At 56.3% G+C, this 17427-nt stretch carries 23 protein-coding genes and 1 pseudogene; 5 read left to right on the plus strand and 19 right to left on the minus strand.

Annotation, left to right across the window (positions count from 1 at the left end; genetic code table 11):
* Window positions 1–148: 148 nt before the first annotated feature.
* The 6 genes and pseudogenes from ELY38_RS19350 to ELY38_RS08540 all read right to left on the minus strand — a co-directional run.
* On the minus strand, window positions 149–460 hold the full coding sequence (locus tag ELY38_RS19350; RefSeq protein ID WP_246009099.1) for a hypothetical protein: 312 nt from the start codon (window positions 458–460) through the stop codon (window positions 149–151).
* Between the two features lie 245 nt (window positions 461–705).
* Window positions 706–1008 (minus strand): hypothetical protein, encoded by a 303-nt coding sequence (locus ELY38_RS08520; RefSeq protein WP_127061369.1) that lies wholly within the window; start codon window positions 1006–1008, stop codon window positions 706–708.
* A complete protein-coding gene (locus ELY38_RS08525; protein WP_127061370.1) occupies window positions 1008–1421 on the minus strand; it encodes a MerR family transcriptional regulator in 414 nt (137 codons plus the stop codon). Before ELY38_RS08525 ends, ELY38_RS08520 begins: the two co-directional genes overlap by 1 nt.
* A 150-nt stretch (window positions 1422–1571) precedes the next feature.
* A complete protein-coding gene (locus ELY38_RS08530) occupies window positions 1572–2837 on the minus strand; it encodes a CYP152 family fatty-acid peroxygenase CypC (protein ID WP_127061372.1) in 1266 nt (421 codons plus the stop codon).
* 145 nt (window positions 2838–2982) lie between these two features.
* Window positions 2983–3243: a hypothetical protein gene (locus tag ELY38_RS08535; RefSeq protein ID WP_127061374.1), complete on the minus strand. Its 261-nt coding sequence runs from the start codon at window positions 3241–3243 to the stop codon at window positions 2983–2985.
* Between the two features lie 360 nt (window positions 3244–3603).
* Window positions 3604–3822, minus strand: a pseudogene (locus tag ELY38_RS08540) (cation transporter); the annotation flags it as partial.
* Window positions 3823–4506: 684 nt separating this feature from the next.
* Here ELY38_RS08540 and ELY38_RS19180 point away from each other — a divergent pair.
* From ELY38_RS19180 to ELY38_RS08550, 4 genes are all read left to right on the plus strand, one after another.
* Window positions 4507–4764 carry a hypothetical protein gene (locus ELY38_RS19180; protein ID WP_222845132.1) on the plus strand — a complete coding sequence of 86 codons (258 nt, stop codon included), beginning with the start codon at window positions 4507–4509 and terminating at the stop codon, window positions 4762–4764.
* Between the two features lie 97 nt (window positions 4765–4861).
* Entirely contained in the window at window positions 4862–4978 is a 117-nt protein-coding gene (locus tag ELY38_RS19650; RefSeq protein ID WP_422822321.1) for a sterol desaturase family protein, read from the plus strand.
* Between the two features lie 189 nt (window positions 4979–5167).
* A complete protein-coding gene (locus ELY38_RS19360) occupies window positions 5168–5374 on the plus strand; it encodes a hypothetical protein (protein ID WP_246009100.1) in 207 nt (68 codons plus the stop codon).
* A 70-nt stretch (window positions 5375–5444) separates the two neighbouring features.
* Window positions 5445–6158 (plus strand): ZIP family metal transporter, encoded by a 714-nt coding sequence (locus tag ELY38_RS08550; RefSeq protein WP_127061376.1) that lies wholly within the window; start codon window positions 5445–5447, stop codon window positions 6156–6158.
* 700 nt (window positions 6159–6858) lie between these two features.
* On the opposite strand, the gene ELY38_RS08555 is transcribed toward ELY38_RS08550, so the two are convergent.
* The 8 genes from ELY38_RS08555 to ELY38_RS08590 form a co-directional block, all read right to left on the minus strand.
* A complete protein-coding gene (locus tag ELY38_RS08555; RefSeq protein ID WP_281274326.1) occupies window positions 6859–7173 on the minus strand; it encodes a helix-turn-helix domain-containing protein in 315 nt (104 codons plus the stop codon).
* A gap of 17 nt (window positions 7174–7190) precedes the next feature.
* Window positions 7191–8081 carry a c-type cytochrome biogenesis protein CcmI gene (gene ccmI / locus ELY38_RS08560; RefSeq protein WP_127061379.1) on the minus strand — a complete coding sequence of 297 codons (891 nt, stop codon included), beginning with the start codon at window positions 8079–8081 and terminating at the stop codon, window positions 7191–7193.
* Window positions 8078–8566, minus strand: coding sequence for a cytochrome c-type biogenesis protein (locus ELY38_RS08565; RefSeq protein ID WP_127061381.1), 489 nt, complete (start codon window positions 8564–8566; stop codon window positions 8078–8080). The genes ccmI and ELY38_RS08565 overlap by 4 nt, the downstream gene beginning before the upstream one ends.
* Window positions 8557–9081, minus strand: a complete 525-nt coding sequence (locus ELY38_RS08570) for a DsbE family thiol:disulfide interchange protein (protein WP_127061383.1) — start codon at window positions 9079–9081, stop codon at window positions 8557–8559. The genes ELY38_RS08565 and ELY38_RS08570 overlap by 10 nt, the downstream gene beginning before the upstream one ends.
* Window positions 9078–11075 carry a heme lyase CcmF/NrfE family subunit gene (locus ELY38_RS08575; RefSeq protein WP_127061414.1) on the minus strand — a complete coding sequence of 666 codons (1998 nt, stop codon included), beginning with the start codon at window positions 11073–11075 and terminating at the stop codon, window positions 9078–9080. The genes ELY38_RS08570 and ELY38_RS08575 overlap by 4 nt, the downstream gene beginning before the upstream one ends.
* A 108-nt stretch (window positions 11076–11183) precedes the next feature.
* A complete protein-coding gene (locus ELY38_RS08580) occupies window positions 11184–11822 on the minus strand; it encodes a peroxiredoxin (protein ID WP_127061385.1) in 639 nt (212 codons plus the stop codon).
* 99 nt (window positions 11823–11921) lie between these two features.
* Window positions 11922–12434, minus strand: a complete 513-nt coding sequence (lspA, locus tag ELY38_RS08585; protein WP_127061387.1) for a signal peptidase II — start codon at window positions 12432–12434, stop codon at window positions 11922–11924.
* A 3-nt stretch (window positions 12435–12437) separates the two neighbouring features.
* On the minus strand, window positions 12438–13334 hold the full coding sequence (locus tag ELY38_RS08590; protein ID WP_127061389.1) for a cation efflux transmembrane domain-containing protein: 897 nt from the start codon (window positions 13332–13334) through the stop codon (window positions 12438–12440).
* 97 nt (window positions 13335–13431) lie between these two features.
* Here ELY38_RS08590 and cadR point away from each other — a divergent pair, with 97 nt between their 5' ends.
* Window positions 13432–13836, plus strand: a complete 405-nt coding sequence (gene cadR, locus ELY38_RS08595; protein ID WP_127061391.1) for a Cd(II)/Pb(II)-responsive transcriptional regulator — start codon at window positions 13432–13434, stop codon at window positions 13834–13836.
* Window positions 13837–14060: 224 nt separating this feature from the next.
* Here the strand turns inward: cadR and ELY38_RS08600 are convergent, their stop codons facing one another.
* The 5 genes from ELY38_RS08600 to ELY38_RS08620 all read right to left on the minus strand — a co-directional run bounded on the left by ELY38_RS08600 (window position 14061) and on the right by ELY38_RS08620 (window position 17426).
* The gene (locus ELY38_RS08600; RefSeq protein WP_127061392.1) at window positions 14061–15014 is read right to left on the minus strand and encodes a bile acid:sodium symporter family protein; all 954 of its coding nucleotides are present in this window, start codon (window positions 15012–15014) and stop codon (window positions 14061–14063) included.
* Window positions 15011–15385 carry an ArsR/SmtB family transcription factor gene (locus ELY38_RS19655; RefSeq protein ID WP_127061394.1) on the minus strand — a complete coding sequence of 125 codons (375 nt, stop codon included), beginning with the start codon at window positions 15383–15385 and terminating at the stop codon, window positions 15011–15013. The genes ELY38_RS08600 and ELY38_RS19655 overlap by 4 nt, the downstream gene beginning before the upstream one ends.
* Before the next feature lie 71 nt (window positions 15386–15456).
* On the minus strand, window positions 15457–15951 hold the full coding sequence (locus ELY38_RS08610) for a TlpA family protein disulfide reductase (RefSeq protein ID WP_246009101.1): 495 nt from the start codon (window positions 15949–15951) through the stop codon (window positions 15457–15459).
* A gap of 137 nt (window positions 15952–16088) precedes the next feature.
* Window positions 16089–16793, minus strand: a complete 705-nt coding sequence (locus ELY38_RS08615) for an SCO family protein (protein WP_127061397.1) — start codon at window positions 16791–16793, stop codon at window positions 16089–16091.
* 42 nt (window positions 16794–16835) lie between these two features.
* The gene (locus tag ELY38_RS08620; protein WP_127061398.1) at window positions 16836–17426 is read right to left on the minus strand and encodes a protein-disulfide reductase DsbD domain-containing protein; all 591 of its coding nucleotides are present in this window, start codon (window positions 17424–17426) and stop codon (window positions 16836–16838) included.
* Between the last annotated feature and the right edge of the window lies 1 nt (window position 17427).

A 17427-nucleotide genomic window follows, 5' to 3' on the forward strand; every position in this document is an offset into this window, starting at 1 on the left:
TCACTCAGCCTGATTCTGGGGCGACCGTCCGTCTTGGGATGTTCACAACCCGTGGGTCATGGCAAGGGTGAGCTGGCAACTCACCCTTGCTCTACAACAGAACCCTAGCAGAAAACTGTACGTTTATACAGTATTATCGCGTAAAGTGTCAGCTCTTCGGCAATAGTCCTTCCAGACCCGCTGACACCAGAACGAAAAGGACAAATCCTCCCACAAAGGCCATGATCGAGATGTGTGAGTCCTCACCACTTTCATGAGACTCGGATAGCATTTCTTCGACGGCAGCGACTGTGAGAAGACCAGCGGTGAAGGTGAGTGCCGCTGAATAGATTGAGAGCAAGACCAGGCCGAAGGCGATTACATAGCCGTCGTCCACCCAGGTGATGATCTCTCGGTGTACCATCAACAACCGTACCACGGCGGAAGCGCTGCCCCCCAACGCGGTAAAGACGGTCGCCAAGCCCAGCGGAAATCACAGTGTTTGCCAGGGGATCGTGCGGCTCTTGGACTCCGTCGCCTCGCCTTCCGGCAGCGAGCTGCCACCGATGCATGACAAATAGGCCGGAACCAGGGGCAGGACGCAAGGCGATAACAGGGACACGACGCCGGCTAAGAACGCGCTCACCAACCCAGTCGGGAAAGATCGATCATCTGCGCACGGCCCGGTCGCGAGGGGGACATAATCGGCCACGACCGAGATGGTACTTATTCATATTCGCGCGTGCTCGCCCATTCCAACTGGTTTTGTAACTCCTGGTGATACGCGCTATAGAGGCTCCAGGCCTTGTGGCTGGCGTCGGTCAGCAAGGCGTCGACGGCGTGGCCTTCCACGGCATCGGCGTGCGAAGTTCTAGGGTCCGCATACTGCTGACGCAGCGCTCCCAGCTCCTCGTAGAGGGCATAGGCGGCATCCCGCCGGCTGCGGGTATCGCCCTGGGCCAGCCGGATTTGCAGTTGCGAAAAACGGGCTTCGATCTGGTGTTTAAGGGCCTGCATGGTGGCTTGCATCACTCGTGGTCTCCACAGGATTGGGTTTCGCCGAGGTTTTTCAAGATTCGGCAGTCGTCGGCTTGTTGCGGATCGCCGCATTGCCGGCGTAGCGCGATCAACTGCTGCTCCAGACTCTGCAGGGTAGCCATCTGCTGTTGAATTCGGTTGATTTGCCGGTCCAGCAGTTCTTTGCCACCGCCACAGTCCCGCGTCGGATGAGCGCGAAACGCCAACAAAACCCGCACCTGGACCAACCCCATACCCAGGATGCGGCAATGGCGAATGAACAGTAGCTGCTCAACGTGCAACGCTTGATAACGGCGGTAGCCGGACGTGCTCCGCGCAGGCGCGGCCAGTAGGCTTTCCTTCTCGTAGAACCGGATGGTTTCAATCTCACAGCCGGTGCGCTGGGCTACTTCGCCGAGCCGCATGATCGTCACCTGAACTAATGCTTAACTCTGGAGTCGCTTTAGGGTTTTTAATGTAGCCTAAATCGATAGAACCGGCACTGCAAAACTGCCTTCTTTAGGCGTGGGGCAACACGCGCGGTTCCAGAGATTTTCGGCTGACTCACATCTCGCTTAAACCCGCGACGCCCTTGGTTTCGCCCGCACGTTGCCGATGATAAAGCGGCTTTTGGGAAGGGCAGGAACCTGCGACAGACTGAACCGCAAATCCTGGGACGGAACCGCATACTCCATCTCCTGCGTCAGTGCCCGCAAAGCCACCTTCATCAGTTCGATGGTGATCCACTCACCCGCACAACGGTGGTGCTGGTGGTGATTACCGCCTCCTTGCGGAATAAAGTCGAAGGCGCTGCCTTTCCAAGACCGAAACCGTTCCGGTTGGAATGCCTCCGGCTGCTCCCATAACCGGGGGTCGTGATCCGTGCCGTAAAGATCCAAGAGAACCCAGCGTCCCTGAGGGAAACGGTACCCCTGCCAGACAAACTCCTGTTTGACCACGGCGGCGACGGCAGGAAAAAAAGGATAGAACCGACGAACTTCCTGAACGAACCAGGTCAGTTCTTCCTCCGAGCCTGCTTGAAGCATTTGCCGGTACCGAGGATATTCATGCAGCGCCAAGGCCATAAAGACGATGAAACGGCCAATGGCCACAATCGGTCGTATGATATTGAGCAGTTCGACCGCAATTACCTTGCGATCCAGCAGTTCCCCATCCTGGTCCCGCTGCCACGCCATGACATGCGCCGCGCTGGTTTCGAGGGCCGGACACACTCGGGCGCGAACGTCATCGACTCCTTGTGCCAACCATCGTTCCGCGCGGTTGCGGGCGAGTCGGCCCTGCCAATGGCGCAATCCCAGCGCGGCGGGTGCCTCGACCATGGCGACCAAATCCTTGGTTAATTGTTGCACATGCGATTCAGGCAGAGGCACGCCAGCCCATTGGCAGCTGGCACGGCACAGAATGTCGTTCACAGCCTCGAAAAACACCACCGTATCCCGATTTTCCCACGTCATTATCGCGGCGCACCAATGCTCGGCGGTCAAGGCGGCTATGTCCTGGATCCCCTCCGGCGTCATCAGCGACATAAACATCTGTTTGCGCCTGCGATGGGCTTCGCCGTCCAGTCCCTGGACACCGCCCTGGCCCAAGAGGGTTTTGATCACGCGTTGTGGCATGGCTCCCTGGCGTTGAAAGCGGTCGTTGTCGTAAAAGAGTTGAGCGGCGGCTTCCCCTTGCATGCAGATCACCTTTTGCAGCAGGAGCCGGGTTTCAAACAAATCGGAATCGTAACGTCGACAGCGCTTCGAAATGAATTCGTATCCGTCCGACAGCAGCGCCAGTGTGCTGTCTGGCCATGGGGAGCTTGGGATGTTTGACATGAGTGCCTCCAATCCGTGGTATTCCTGTGGGAGGGGGATTCGACTGTGGGACAGTCGCGAACGCGTCACGGCTCTCTGTCTGGAAGTTGCCTCACCCGATCCTAGGCCAAGTGAAGTTCAACTTCTTGTGTACGTTTTAACGAGGTCACTGCCGTATAGGCCTTCGCCAGAGTGAAAATTTCCTTGCCGTGTGCGCCAGTGTGTCCTTTGGTAGCGATGCAATCGCCGCGAGCATCACCTCATAGAGCTGCTGCTCCACTTGCTCCTGCAATGATTGACCAATCTTCTCCGGAGACGCCGTCAGCAGAGCATCGAACACGTTCTTGATCCATTGTTGTACCTCCTGAACGATCGACTGCAGTGCCTCGCCTTCAGGCACACCGGCCAGAACTTCCGGATCCAACACGCCGACGCGGCTCCCCGCTCGCTCTCGCGCACCATGTAGGTCGTGGTCAGTAATAATTCGGCCTCAGGTGCCACCGCTAGCCCACGCTCGGCAAGTCGAGTATTCAGGTCAGACGCTAACACGTATGCTCCTTCGTGCCCATTGCTTTCTATGGTCTCTTTGACTACTTGAATGTCAACTGTCTGCTAAAAACCCTGCTGTTTGAGGACCTGCTTAAGGTGGCAGATCGCCGTTTTAAAGGGCATCTCAAGATTTTGTACACGGATAAAGTCCATCTTTAATATCCTTGCTTGATCAGTGATGCGCATCGACGCCGAACCCGCGCCATGGCGGAGCAGGAAGTACTGGTTAGTCACTGACTCACGTCCCTCGCCATTGAACGCGGCCATACACCAAGTCTGGATAACCCGATCCGGTCCAGGCAACCAGTGCTCCCGCCACAATGACACCGCTGTTGGCAAGCACGTCGTTTGCTGAGGAGATCCGACTGGCCTTCATATGAAGGCCACTCTCACGATTACGAGAGATGAGTAGCAGATAACCGACCTTGGCGATCAATTCCTCCACAGCCACAGCCATTCGGCGAACGTACTAAGCGCGAGCAAGAGCTGCAGCCAGCCGTCTAGGCGTACCGAAACGAACCATTCATTCTTCGGATGGGCAAGCCATTTTAGGTATGTTGGAAACGCTAGCCCGCGTTGCTTCGCCTTCCGTCGCCCCGCGGGCCGCAGATGTGACTGGAGTCGGCGTTTCAGCACTGCAGTGACCGTCACAGCCAGCTTTCATGGCGACACCTCCCTCCGGTTTTGTGGAACATTCCGCTTCATTAATAACTGTGGAATAGCTCCAGGGTCAAGCGTGCATACTAATGGGATCCAATCTGGTCATTCTCATGCAGGCGGCGTAGTCTTTTTTGACGCCGTCGCACTCAGACGAGCCCGACTACGCTGATACTGGCCGCGTCACTGGCCAGTCGAGCCAGCGCACGTAAGGGGTCGCTCCAGTTCGCCAAACACCGGTTGAGGTCAGAGTGCCCGTTTGGTATGGAGGCAATTGATTCATCACGCGCACCTTGTAATCGACTGCGTCCGTCATACCCGTATTCGTTGCCCGCATGCGGGCCATTTGGAAATGCTGGTATGATCCGATCGAATTGCCGAACCAAGCGTCGTTGCTGATATTCACAAGGACGGCCGCTTCGAGTTGCAGCTCAGCCACTCCCGCGCCGATTGTATCCCCGTCCGTCTACTGTAGGCGAGGCTCGTGACCTGCGTTCAACTTGGCAGACGTGGGCATCTGCCTCGGTGCGGTGTTGCTGCTCGTTACTACTTTTCGGGGCACACGATCGTCCCGGGTACCAGCGGGTCGGTAATTGGTGTCGCCCATTCTCAGCGTTCGTTGGTGCGGCTCGGCCTGGATCTCGCCGGGCTTGCGCCTCTTTCTGGGGCGGGCCGGTTACCTGGACTGACACCGACACGGCGCCCACCAGATCACCACCACAATGCGGGCGCGCCTCGGTGATGCCATTCCCCGTGCCTATCGCCTCTTTGCCGTCGAAATCCCACTCTGGCTTCAGCTTCTATTCGTCGCCACGGGGTCGGACCTCAGCCTGTATGGGATGCATCGTGCCAGCCACCGCATCGGCTGGCTCTGGCGACTGCACGCCCCGCACCACAGCGCCGAGCGGCTGTATTGGCTCAATGGCAAGCGCCGTCACCCCTTCATGCAGCGCTGATGGCCGGGCTCGGCCTCATCTCGCTGCTCCTGCTGGGTGCGCCCTCGGCTGTGGTCGCGACCTGGCTCGGCATCCTGACGGTTCATCTGGCATTCCAGCACTCGAATCTGGGCTATCGGCTGGAGCCGCTACGCTTTATGATCGGGGTGGCAGAAACGCACCGCCGATATCACAAGCGGGAGTTCGAGGATGCCCAGGTCAATTTCGGCGAGTTTTTCCTGCTGGGATCATCTGCTCGACACCTTCTACGACAGTGCCGGCAAGCTCGGAGCGGCGGAAGTTAGCCTGCAGAACCGTGACTATCCTAGAGACTATTGGGGTCAGCTGTTAAGGCCATTTCGTCAACTGGCGCCGTCACGGCTCCGCGGCCAAGAGGTCGAACCTCACCGCCACTGAGAGCGGTCTCACCGCTGTGGGAAGGGTGGGTCTTTATAGTACATTCGCAGGAATACAGGGAGAGAGGAGTATGGGCTTTTTGCAAATGCTGGGTCTCGCGGTGTTGCCAGGTCTCGGCATTCTCATTGGGACTTTAATCTCGGAGAAAAAGAACCTTTCGGATCGCGTATCCGCAGCAGCATTGCATTGGATCGCCGGAACGATGCTTGCCGTGGTCGGTGTCGAAATACTCCCAGAGGTTCTGAAGGCCCAGCCTTCCTGGCCTATTCTCATTGCCGTTCTCATCGGAGGGTTTCTCGCGATCGGATCGGATAGACTTATTGATCGATTCACGTCAGAAAATGGCAAGTGGACGATTCTCTTCGCGGTCGCGGTTGACATGTTTGCAGACGGAATCACGATCGGCGTAAGCGCCAATATCTCTCCAAACTTTGCGCTTCTGGTCGTTCTCGGCCTTTTTATTGGTGACACTCCGGAGGGGCTGATCAATACCTCCTCCTTCAAAAAGCAAGACACCAGCCGAAAGTTCCGGGTGCTCGTAGCCGTTCTGTTAGGTTTCCTATGCTTAGCGGGAGCAGTTACATCCTATTGGCTGACCAAGAATCAATCAGATCTGGTCAAGTACCTATTTCTCGCGTTAACCACAGGCATGTACATTCAGGCTGCTGTGGAAGACTTGATTGAACGGAGCCATGCTAAAGCCGGGAAAAACACCTTGAATCAATCCTTACTCATTGTTGGCTTCACCGTCTATATGGCGGGATCGCTGTTCCTGAAACAATGAGGAACGTTGATTGAGGGGAGTATGCATGCCCTATAATCACGAATCTTCAAGTGCATCCGGCGACTGTTTTACCATCAGGTGATCACGGTACTAGCTTGGCTGAACGCCCAACTGACAGCCTGAAGAAGATCCGCGACTTGGCTCTGGTGCAGCCTCTTGCCCGGTTAGCTGTTTGCAGTCCAAATCGAAGACTGGCATGGGAATCAGATGGGCTGATTGTCCAGCTGCTGCGCTTAAAGACCGATCAGTAAGCGGGCGCTACCACTACCGAACGGCACCGGCCACATCTGTCCAGTTTGTATGCTCAAGATCCGGTTATCCGCCGCGTTGAGCAAACTAAACCCTGGGCCCAGCGACAACAGACGCTTCGCGACTGTTACAGCGTCGCTTGGGCGACCAGGGCGCCGCGCTGGACCCGGCAGCCTGCCTGTAAGGGGGAAGGCCCGCCGTAGCAGTCCTTCCCTAGCCCTAGGGTGGAGCTCCCTCCAGGGCGTCAAGGGGCCGCTTCCTCGCAAGCTGCAGGCCGCACCAATTCCTTAACTCCCTTCCGGACAAAACAGTTCACACGAGTTCTCAGACCTGGTACGGATCCTGTTACTTCCAAAGGTCACATCCTGCAGTGCCTCAAGGCCCAGCCGCGTCATCTCCAAAAGTCACATCTCCGGCACCACGCCGGCAGGTCCTGTGACCCTGGGTGACGCTAGGCGGCGACGTCGGAAACCCGGCCTGGCGTTGTAGGGTGGTTATCAGCACCGATCACAATCTGTACATCGAGCCCGATGCGGGTCAGGCATTCGAGCATCTTGGCTTCGCTGATGCCTCGGAATTGGCCCCGAAGCATCTTGGGTACCTTGGACTGAGGCATGCCAAGCACTTCTGCCGCTTGACCCTGTTTCCATTTGCGGGTCTTGATGATTTCGCCGATCTGGGAGGCCAGTTGGGCCTTTACCTGCATTTCATCAGCATTAGGAATGCCGAGGTCGGCATAAACATTGGCCGTCCTGACTCTGTTTATGAAAGTGTGTCCGGGTTTTAATCAACAACAAGGCCAGCTTCATTGGCAGACTGTTCCAGCCGCTGCTCAGCAACAGCGATACCTTTACGAATGGCCTCTGCGGAGGCGGAATCCTCGAAGCCAGCCAACGCTCGGCGCCAGTAACCGATCGCCTGTTCATAGCGGCCATCGTCGAAAGCCTCAACCCCCAGCATGCCCAACACTGTCGGCTGACGCGGATCCTTATCGAGTGTTTCATCTACCAGCGCCTGAACTTCATAGGTCAGGCTGCCTCCGGCCACATAGAATTTCAACTGAGCCAGTTGAGCCAGAAGATCGGCTCGGCGGCCTTCCAGTTCGATCAATCGCTCCAGGGCGCGAATCGACCGATCTGGCTGACCGACCTTCTGGTACAGCGGGAACAACAAAGCCCAGACCTTGGGATTATCCGGCTGACTCTCGGCCTGCTCTTCGAGCCGGACAATCAGGTTCTCCGGTGAGGCACCGGGAGAGTTAAGAACCTCCTGCACCACGGCATACAGAGCCAGATCGCCATTGGCGCCCACCCATCGATAGCCGGTTACGGTGGCGGCAATCAATGCCGTTATCACCAGAGGGATTACAAAACGTCCTGCCAGCGGGTTCCTGAGAGGCACGCGACGACGGGCCTCGGTGTCCTCCAGAAGATTGCGTTCAAGCTCGTGACGGCTTTCTTCAAAGCGTGCGACGTCAACCTCGCCGCGCTCGCAGGCGCTTTCCAGTGCCGCAAGCCGACGCTCATACACGGCCAGATTCTGCTCCTCCGCGCGGTCATCCGTTTCAAACCCTTGCTGCCAGTCATGGATCGCCCTTGCTCGCCGTAACGGTAGACTCAGGAACCACAGCGCTATAAGCAACAGTGTGCCGATACTTAACCAGAGCATAGTCATTCCGACCTCTCACGATGACGATGAATCAAAGAGGACAGGCGGGTACGCTCCTCCTCGGATAGCGGCCGAACTCGCCGGTGTCTGCGTGCCTGGACAAACGCAATCACAACCAGGCCACCACCCACTACCAACGCCGCCGGCAACGCCCACAGCAGCCACGTGCGCCCGTCAAGGCGCGGATTGTAAAGAACGAACTCGCCAAAACGATTAGCCATGAAATCGAGGATCTCCTTATCCGCACGCCCCTCATGAAGCATCAGCGCTACCCGCTCCCGCATGTCCGCCGCCACCGGCGAATTGGAACTGTCGATGGCTTGCGCATCACATTTAGGGCACCGCAAAGACGCCGTAAGGTCGCGATAACGCTCCGCCATCACCGGATCCTCGAAATGACGCGCATCGATTGCCGTGTCCGCCATCGACTGGAACGAAGCCAGCAAAAGCACGATGACCACACAGCAACGGCTCTTCAGGGTTAGTGCCATTTTTCTACCTCCGCCATGACTTCATCCACCTGGGCGGGCGTGATATACCCAACGTGCTTGTATCGAACGATACCGTTTGCGTCGACCAAGAAGGTTTCGGGCACGCCATACACGCCAAGCTCGAAACCCAGGTCACCGGCAGGATCGAAGATGTTGACCTCGAAAGGTTTTCCAAACTCTTCAAGAAACTGTCGTCCCAGGTCGCGGGCGTCTTTATAGTTGATGCCTACCATCTGAACGCCGCGCTCAGAGAGCGCCAGCAACTGGGGCATCTCCTCCTTGCAAGTCGGGCACCAGGAGGCCCAGACATTGACCAGAGACATCCGGCCACGAAGCAGGGATTCATCCACCTCGGCGCCGGGGTCCTCCAGCGTTGAGAGCGTGAACGACGGAAACGCCTGACCCCGCAAGGCCGACTCGCGAGCACTGGGATCCAGCGAAAGCCCTCGGTACAAAAAGAAGGCCAGGCCAACGAATACCAGAAAAGGAAGCAGCAGCAACAGTCGGCGTATCATGCGCGGACCTCGCGCGTCGGCCTCATCGATTCCCCATTAGCGGCGACTGCACGGCGACGACGGTAGCGGCGGTCTGCTACGGCCAGGACGCCCCCGAAGGCCATCAACAGCGCACCCAGCCATAGCCAACGTATGAAGGGCTTGACCTGTATGCGCATTGCCCAGCTACCGTCGTCCAGCTCCTCACCCATGGCCACATAAAGGTCCCGAAGCAGGCCAGGATGCAACGCGACATCGGTCATCGGCTGGCCCCGGGCGATATACAGGCGCTTCTCAGGATTCATGATGGTGACTACCCGGCCATCACGGGTAACCTCGATGGTTGCCGTGTCAGCCAGGAAATTGGGTCCCCGACGCTCGCCCAGTTCGGTCAGTGTAAAAGCGTACCCGCCCAGATCAACCTGCTCACCGATACCAAGTCGCACATTACGCTCCATGGCGTAGTTCGACACCATCACCACGCCCACGATGGTGACGGCCAAGCCCACATGGCCGGCTACCATGCCCCAGTATGAAAGGGTCAACTTGCGCAACCCGGCCGGCGCCGAGGATGCATTTTGGACTTTATCAAACAGGTCGCGCACCACCCCCAGTACCACCCACAGGGCCGCCACCATCCCCAGCGCCACGGCGACATTCCACTGGCCGTTGTAAAGAAACGGTATCGATACCGCAATCGCCAGTGCGGCCAGGCCCGCCCCCAGTAGTCGCCGGAACAGCTCCCGACCGGGCATCTGCTTCCAGCGTGAGACCGGCCCCAGCCCCATAAAGGCACAAAGCATGACGGTCAGCGGCACGAACAGGCTATTAAAGTAAGGCGCGCCGATACTGATTTTGCCCAGCCCGAGTGCATCCAGGATCAAGGGGTACAGGGTGCCCATCAGGACCGTGATCGTCATGATGACCAGCAAAATATTGTTGATCAGCAACAGTGCATCCCGGGAAAGCCAGCTAAAGCCCGCGTTGGCGCTCATTCGCGGCGCCCGTAGCGCAAAGATCAACAGCGAGACGCCGACCGTTATTCCCAGCAACGCCAGAATGAAGAGCCCCCGTGACGGATCATTGGCAAAGGCATGAACCGAGGTCAGTACCCCTGAGCGCACCAGGAAGGTGCCCAGTAACGAGAGTGAGAACGTGAAAATCGCCAGCAGCGCCGTCCAGCTCTTGAACGTGCCGCGTTTTTCCGTGACCGCCAGTGAATGTATCAGCGCTGTCCCGCTCAGCCAGGGCAGGAGCGATGCATTTTCCACCGGGTCCCAGAACCACCAGCCTCCCCAACCCAGTTCATAGTAGGCCCACCAGCTACCCAGAGCGATGCCGAGGGTCAGAAAGGCCCAGGCAATGTTGGTCCACGGCCGAACCCAGCGCGTCCAGGCCGCATCGAGACGCCCCTCGATCAGCGCAGCGATGGCAAAAGCAAAGACCACAGAGAAACCCACGTACCCCATGTAAAGCATCGGCGGATGGATGATCAGGCCAACATCCTGCAACAACGGATTCAGATCGGCACCATCGGCTGGCATGCCCGGCAACAGGCGATCAAAGGGGCTGGACGTAACGACGATGAAAAGCAGGAACCCTGCGCTGACGACACCCAGAACTCCCAGAACCCGTGCCAGCATATCCCGTGGCAACTGGCGGGAAAACAGACTGACGGCAAAGCCCCAGCCACTGAGAATCAGACTCCATAACAGCACCGAGCCTTCATGAGAGCCCCAGACGGCGGTGAACTTGTAGTACCAGGGCAGCATCGAGTTCGAATTACGGGCCACATAATCCACGCTGAAATCATCCAGAAGAAAACTGGCGGTCAGGCTGGCATAAGAAACCAGTAGAAAAACAAATTGCCCCCATGCCATAGGCTCTGCAAATGCCATCCACAACGGGCGCCGGGTGGCGGCTCCCAGCAAGGGCACGGTCGCCTGAAGCAGCGACAGGCAAAGTGCAATCAATAACGCGAAGAGACCAACTTCAGGGATTGTCAGGGTAAGCATTTCGGGGCCGTGTTCGGTTAAGGGTTCGGCGATGACCGAACCTATCGGTGAGGGGTTCTCAGGTATCGCTTCGTCAGCCAGCCGCACGGCTGGCTGACGAATCCCCTGTTACTTCCGACCAGGTTGGCGGGTAACGCGCAGGTACGGTGTCTGCTCATCCCACCCCTCGGGGAAGCGCTCTTTGGCCTCTTCGTTGGAGAGCGACGGAACGATGATCACATCCTCGCCATTCTTCCAGTCCACCGGCGTGGCCACTTTGTGGTTGTCGGTCAGCTGGAGCGAATCAATGACGCGCAGGATCTCGTCCAGATTGCGCCCGGTGCTGGGGGGATACGTCAGCATCAGACGGATTTTCTTCGCGGAATCGATAATGAATACCGTTCGAACAGTCACCTTGGGGTCGGCTTTTGGATGGATCATTCCGTACAGGTCGGCAACCACCTGATCCTTGTCTGCCAGAAGAGGAAAATTGAGCCCGGTGCCCTGGGTTTTCTCGATATCCTTCACCCAGTCGTTATGGGAGTCGAGCGGGTCGACGGAGACCCCGATCAGCTTCACGCCTCGACTGGCGAACTCGTCCTTACGCTTGGCGAAGGCACCGAGCTCAGTGGTACAGACAGGTGTGTAGTCGGCGGGGTGTGAAAACAGCACGGCCCAGTCGTCTCCCAGCCACTCATGAAACTGAATGTTTCCCTCGGTGGATGCGACGGTGAAATCGGGAGCGGTTTCTCCAAGTTGCAATGTCATCGTTTCATTCTCCTTTGCTTTGGCTGTCGTTCTCGGTTTGTCAGTACAGACGGTATCTTTAAAGTCAACTTTAAGGTCAAGGCGTTTGTCAGATGTTTTTTAGCCTGATCCATCGAGCTCGACGTTCGTGCCCGATCTTTCGGGTATAAAACTGACATAGAGGAAAAGCACGGTGCCCAGCACAATGGCGATATCGGCAAGGTTAAAGGCTGGCCAGTGCCAGGATTGCCAATAGACATCAAAGGAATCCACAACATAGCCACGAAATATCCGGTCAATCAGGTTGCCCATGGCACCGCCAAGAATAAGGCTGTACGCGATGGCTTCTCCCCTGCGGCGGCACTGAAGAATCAGCCCGATCAGTACAATCGAGACAACTACCGCGACTGTGATAAGAAAGTATCGCTGCCAACCTCCGCCATCGGCAAACAGGCTGAATGCGGCGCCGGTGTTCCAGACATGAACCCAGTTAAAGAACGGGGTCACCGGAATCGATTCGCCATACGCCATTGACTGCTGGACCAGCCATTTTACAACCTGATCAGACGCCGCAATCAGGCCCGAAATCGCCAGCAGGCTATACGGCAAGAGTTTTTTGGTAACGATGGACATTGTTTAACCCTTAAGCGCCAGGATGCGCCTGGCACCGTTGAGTACGATAATCCCCGCGATGCTGCCGATGATCAGGTCCGGATAATTGGAGCCAGTCCATGCGACCAGGGCGCCAGCGGTAATGACCCCCAGATTGATGACCACATCGTTGGCTGAGAATATCCAGCTCGCCTTCATGTGGGCACCGCCCTCCCGATGTTTGGATATCAGCAGCAGACAGGTGGTATTGGCGATCAATGCGATGAACGCAATCCCCATCATTACCAGCGACTCAGGCTCACTGCCGAAGACAAAGCGCCTGACTACCTCTGCGAGTACGCCCACAGCCAGAATCAGTTGAAGTACGCCTGCAATGTGTGCGGCACGCACCTGCATTTTCACGCTATGCCCAACCGCATACAGCGCGAGCCCATACACGGCCGCGTCGGCAAAATTGTCCAGGGATTCTGCAATCAAACCGGTGGAGTGCGCGATCAGGCCGGCTGTCATTTCCACCACAAACAGGACGGCATTGATACCGAGCAACCAACGCAGGGTGCCGGACTCCTGCTCGGCAGAGATAGCCGTATCCCCGACCGCCTTAATTGACTCAGGGTCGGCAGCGGCCGTTTCCTGAAGCGAAGCTCCCAGCCCGAGGGTCGCCAGCTTCGCGGTGATAGGCTCAGCCTCGCCATCGTGCACAACCTTCAACCGCCGATCAGACAGCTCAAAGGACAGCCCGCGAATGTCTTCAAAACCATTCAGGGCCAGTCGAATCATCCGTTCCTCCGAAGGACAATCCATCTTCGGTACGGTATACACACTGATCCAGTTGCCGGACGCTTCAGAGGCCTCCGACCCGGTATTACCCTCGGCGGGTGTTGCGTCGCAGCCACAGGCGTCTTCACAGGATTTACTCATGGTACGGCTCCACTTGAGTATTGTCGGATTATGATTTAAAACTATATAGCCACTATAAGGTCAATAGAACAGATACCATTTGTTGAGGAGAAACCCGATGCGCATTGGTCAGTTGGCACGGTCCGTAGGGGTCGACACCCAGACCATCCGTTTCTATGAGCGAGAGGGCTTGTTACCGCCGCCGGAGCGGCAGGACAACGGCTACCGTATTTACACCGAACGGCATGTTGAGCGACTGGCTTTTATCCGGCGCTGCAGAATACTTGAGCTGTCACTCGCTGAAATTCACGAGTTACAGCGTTATCAGGGCGCGCCCCATCAGCCTTGCAGGGCCATCAACACCTTGCTTGATGATCACATCGCTCAAGTACGGTCTCAGATAACCGATCTGCAGGTACTGGAGAAACAACTTGTGTCGCTGCGAGCGAGTTGTAACGATGATCGGGACATTGGAGCCTGTAGGGTTCTCGAAGGGCTCAGTGAAGAAAGCATGCAGCAGTAGCCTGAGGCATTTATGCCAAGTATTGGGGTGACCAGTGTGGGCGAATCAATATACTTGCGCAGATGTTGAAAATCCGCTTCCTGGCAGATCTTTTCGACAACACAGAGCCTGAGTAGTCGGCAGATGGAGCAAGCACCTCATCATCTCCTGTTTCGTTGAAAAGGCTGCATCAACTGTTGCCAGTAGTTCGTTGGTAATTCGGCGCTGAAGCAATACCGAGATCCTTAGTGCCGATTGTTCGCTCGGAATCGTAGTAAGCCGTGCCGTGCAAGGATCTTAGCGGCAATGGGTGAAGTGATCATTTGTATCACTGCAAAGAATGCGGCAGGAATCGCAATTTCTGAAGGTAAGCCAGATGCGGCGACAAAAGCAGCAGCAATGCTAAATTCTTTTTTGCTCACGGTGAAGAGATAGGTAATCACTTCTTTCCGGTCAGAGGTTAGCAACCGTGAGGACATTCCTATCAGGTAGCCAATCAGATTAAGACTCAGGGCTGCTCCAGCAATCAAAAAAGCGTACCAGCCATAACCAATGATAGTTTCTGCGTTTGGGCCTACTACAGCCAGTAGTATCAGAAGATATATGATTGATCCAATTCCCGCGTACGTTGAATCATGGCGTGCAAAAAAATCTGGAAATCCTGTGCGTAAGCTCACTCCAACAACAGTGGGAACGAGAACGATCAAGGCTAATTCAAAGATGATTGCCCCGAGAGGAACTTCCAGCTGTATTCCAGTCAGCCATAAAAAAAGGAATGGAACAATGAATGGCGATAGTGCTGTATTGACCGCATTAAAAACGGCTGCTAAGGCAACATTCCCCCGCGCCATTAATACCAGCAGCGGAGACGAAACATCTGTCGGCAATGTGCCAAGCAACGTTTGACCTGCTGCAAGAGGTCCGTTCCCGAAAAATAAACGGCCAGTCAGAAAACCGGCAATCGACATCGGACCATAGACCAGACCTAGTGCTAAAAATTGCCTTGAAGGTTTGCGAAAGACCACTCGAACGGCATGTGCGTCGAAGGTAAGACTGATGACAAGCATCAGCAGCGCGAGCAGTGGACCGATAAAGGGCTCTAGGTGCGTTCCTAACCCTGGGAATACTAAGACCAAACCAGCTAAAGTGATAACAAACCAAACAAGATTAGACTCCACAAAATAGATGAATCTGATCATATCTTGGAGTCCACCGTGCCCGGTGAGGTTGGGCGACCTTCACACTGCGCGAACAACTCGATGGCTTTGTCGCAATAAGCACAGTGCCCATCGCAGCAGTCGTGCATCAGAAACGCTACGAGATCAGCAAGTACAGGAAAAATAGCACTGTAAATTATTGAACGACCCTGGCGTCGTTTTTCTAAAAGGCCTGCGTGTTCTAGATGGTTGAGATGAAAAGAGAGTCGCGATGATGAGACACCACCTAGCGCGTCTCCTATCTCACCAGCCGGTAATCCATTGGCTCCTTTCACCACCAGTAGCCTAACGATGCGAAGTCGTGTTTCTTGAGACATCGCCCCAAACGCCCTAACAGCTTCTGCTTCTTTCATTTCAATATCTCAATACCTATTGCTATATTGAAATATTAGGTGACCCCTGGTCCAGTCGGCGTGGCCCGCGGTCAGTCCGGAACCTCGGAGATCGCACGGGTCATCAAATCCACCATGGCCGGGCTGTCCCATTCTGCGGCACCGACCAGACGGCCAATTTCGCGACCGTCGTGATCAATCAGAAGCGTTGTAGGAACACCTTCTATGCCCAGTGTTGAGGTCGCCAGTGTGGACGGATCAATATAGCGGCGAAGATGTTGGATGCCGGTTTTCCGGTAGAATTTTTCAACAACGCTGATGCCTGAGTGGTCAACGGACAGCGCGACCACTTCAAATTGCTCGCCGCCCAGTTGAGCCTGAAGTGAGTCCAGCGTCGGCATTTCCTCACGGCAAGGCAGGCACCAGGTGGCCCAGATATTGAGCAATATCGCCTTACCCTTAAAGTCAGCCAGTGTCAGCGGCCTGCCGTCTTCATCTTCAAAAGCCAGCTCGGGCAGAGTGCGAGGGGGCTCCCAGATCAGGAACCCCTGGGGCCCCACGGACTTCGGAACTTTCCCTGCAGCCATAACTGGAGCGGCTATGGAAATAGCAAGCGCGAAAAGGACTACGGCGATTCTCCGGGCGGCGGATATGCGCTGGTGACTCATTAGACATTTCTTCTGATTACAGTGGTCGGTTTGCTGCCGGCATGGTGCCCCACGCGTTACTCGCTCTGTAACAGCTCTTCAATTCGCCTGTGCAGTCGGCCCCAGAACCCATCATCGGCTGCCGCGTTGGGGCCTTTGGCAATGGCTTTCAGGTAGGTCACCAGGTGTTCAGGCTTGAATTTCAATCCATGGAACCGGGCCCGCATCTGACCTTCCGGGTCAATCACGTGGGTTACCACGCCATGGACCTGTACACCCTCACCCGTATCCCTGAACTGAACGCCGTAGGCCTTGGCGAGCTCTGACGTCAACCCGGACGGTTCACCTTCGCCCCGGTACAGAAAGTGCCAATTATCGGGGTTCAGGTCGAAATTGTCGCCATACGCGCGCATGTTGTCCCGGGTCCCGGCAATATCCTCGCGATCAGTGGCAATGGTGATGAACACCACCTCTTCACTCAGTCCTTCTTCTTCAACCCCGGTTTGCAACTGCCGTATCAGGTTCATATGCAAAGGGCAGGCGTCGGTACAGCGCGTGTAGAGAAAATTGAGCACGACGGTTTTGCCGTTTAAGTAGTCGAGGGAAAGGGTATTGCCATCAACGCCTGTAAGATCAAACGCAGGGGCCGGCTGATCCACGAACTGGGCATATCGCTCTTTCTCGTTCAATGAGGCCTCCACATCTTCCATGGAGTGGGCCATGGCATTGGTGCTGACCAGGGCAACCATGGCAATCAGCAATACTCTGAATACACTGTTCACAGTCATTCTCCATTTGAGTTGTTTTCCGAAGGGAGTCCCGGTTTATTGTGGCTTGGTTTCGTCCAGATTCAGTGCAACGGGCAGGTCAGCTGGTGCCAGGCAAACGCCCTCGTCACTGCAGGCCTGTACCCGTACCGTCATGTCTAGCTTGCCTGCCTCTTTCAGCGCGGCGGTCTGTTTTTCGTCTGGCAGCAGCCGGATACTCGCACCGTCGTCGTACACCTCCAGGGCGGTGTCACCCAGTGTGATGTCACTGACCCTGCCGCGGGGGTACTGGGTCGGGATGTCAAGCGACTGGCCGTTGACCGAGGAACTGGCGACGGTGGGAATCAGGAACTCCATGGAGGCCGGATTGGCGTTCACGTGCCAGCCCGGTTCAATGTCCAGTGTCAGAACAATTTCACCGGTCTCCCCTACCAGGGCTTTGCCGCCTTCCGCAAGATTGAGGCGGACCTTATCGGAAGAATCTGCCAACCCCGTGCGGGCAACTGGCGCCTGGGGGTCAGAACTGGCTTGTTCAGGCTGGGCTGAGCCAGGAGCGTTTCCGGAATTGGTACCGATCAACATGAACGCCGCGATCGCGATCAGAAAAACCGCTACGCCGGTCAGCAATACTTTGGGTCGGGTTGTCATG

The sequence above is a fragment of the Vreelandella nanhaiensis genome, from assembly GCF_003990185.1.
GTDB lineage: Bacteria > Pseudomonadota > Gammaproteobacteria > Pseudomonadales > Halomonadaceae > Vreelandella > Vreelandella nanhaiensis.

Bases quoted from the DNA above. Each gene is read 5' to 3' on its own strand.
- ELY38_RS08520 (WP_127061369.1), bottom strand. From the start codon at position 1,008: ATGCAAGCCACCATGCAGGCCCTTAAACACCAGATCGAAGCCCGTTTT.
- ELY38_RS08525 (WP_127061370.1), bottom strand. From the start codon at position 1,421: ATGCGGCTCGGCGAAGTAGCCCAGCGCACCGGCTGTGAGATTGAAACC.
- ELY38_RS08530 (WP_127061372.1), bottom strand. From the start codon at position 2,837: ATGTCAAACATCCCAAGCTCCCCATGGCCAGACAGCACACTGGCGCTG.
- ELY38_RS19650 (WP_422822321.1), top strand. From the start codon at position 4,862: ATGCATCGTGCCAGCCACCGCATCGGCTGGCTCTGGCGACTGCACGCC.
- ELY38_RS19360 (WP_246009100.1), top strand. From the start codon at position 5,168: ATGCCCAGGTCAATTTCGGCGAGTTTTTCCTGCTGGGATCATCTGCTC.
- ELY38_RS08550 (WP_127061376.1), top strand. From the start codon at position 5,445: ATGGGCTTTTTGCAAATGCTGGGTCTCGCGGTGTTGCCAGGTCTCGGC.
- ccmI (WP_127061379.1), bottom strand. From the start codon at position 8,081: ATGACTATGCTCTGGTTAAGTATCGGCACACTGTTGCTTATAGCGCTG.
- ELY38_RS08565 (WP_127061381.1), bottom strand. From the start codon at position 8,566: ATGGCACTAACCCTGAAGAGCCGTTGCTGTGTGGTCATCGTGCTTTTG.
- ELY38_RS08570 (WP_127061383.1), bottom strand. From the start codon at position 9,081: ATGATACGCCGACTGTTGCTGCTGCTTCCTTTTCTGGTATTCGTTGGC.
- ELY38_RS08575 (WP_127061414.1), bottom strand. From the start codon at position 11,075: ATGCTTACCCTGACAATCCCTGAAGTTGGTCTCTTCGCGTTATTGATT.
- ELY38_RS08580 (WP_127061385.1), bottom strand. From the start codon at position 11,822: ATGACATTGCAACTTGGAGAAACCGCTCCCGATTTCACCGTCGCATCC.
- lspA (WP_127061387.1), bottom strand. From the start codon at position 12,434: ATGTCCATCGTTACCAAAAAACTCTTGCCGTATAGCCTGCTGGCGATT.
- ELY38_RS08590 (WP_127061389.1), bottom strand. From the start codon at position 13,334: ATGAGTAAATCCTGTGAAGACGCCTGTGGCTGCGACGCAACACCCGCC.
- cadR (WP_127061391.1), top strand. From the start codon at position 13,432: ATGCGCATTGGTCAGTTGGCACGGTCCGTAGGGGTCGACACCCAGACC.
- ELY38_RS08600 (WP_127061392.1), bottom strand. From the start codon at position 15,014: ATGATCAGATTCATCTATTTTGTGGAGTCTAATCTTGTTTGGTTTGTT.
- ELY38_RS19655 (WP_127061394.1), bottom strand. From the start codon at position 15,385: ATGAAAGAAGCAGAAGCTGTTAGGGCGTTTGGGGCGATGTCTCAAGAA.
- ELY38_RS08610 (WP_246009101.1), bottom strand. From the start codon at position 15,951: ATGGCTGCAGGGAAAGTTCCGAAGTCCGTGGGGCCCCAGGGGTTCCTG.
- ELY38_RS08620 (WP_127061398.1), bottom strand. From the start codon at position 17,426: ATGACAACCCGACCCAAAGTATTGCTGACCGGCGTAGCGGTTTTTCTG.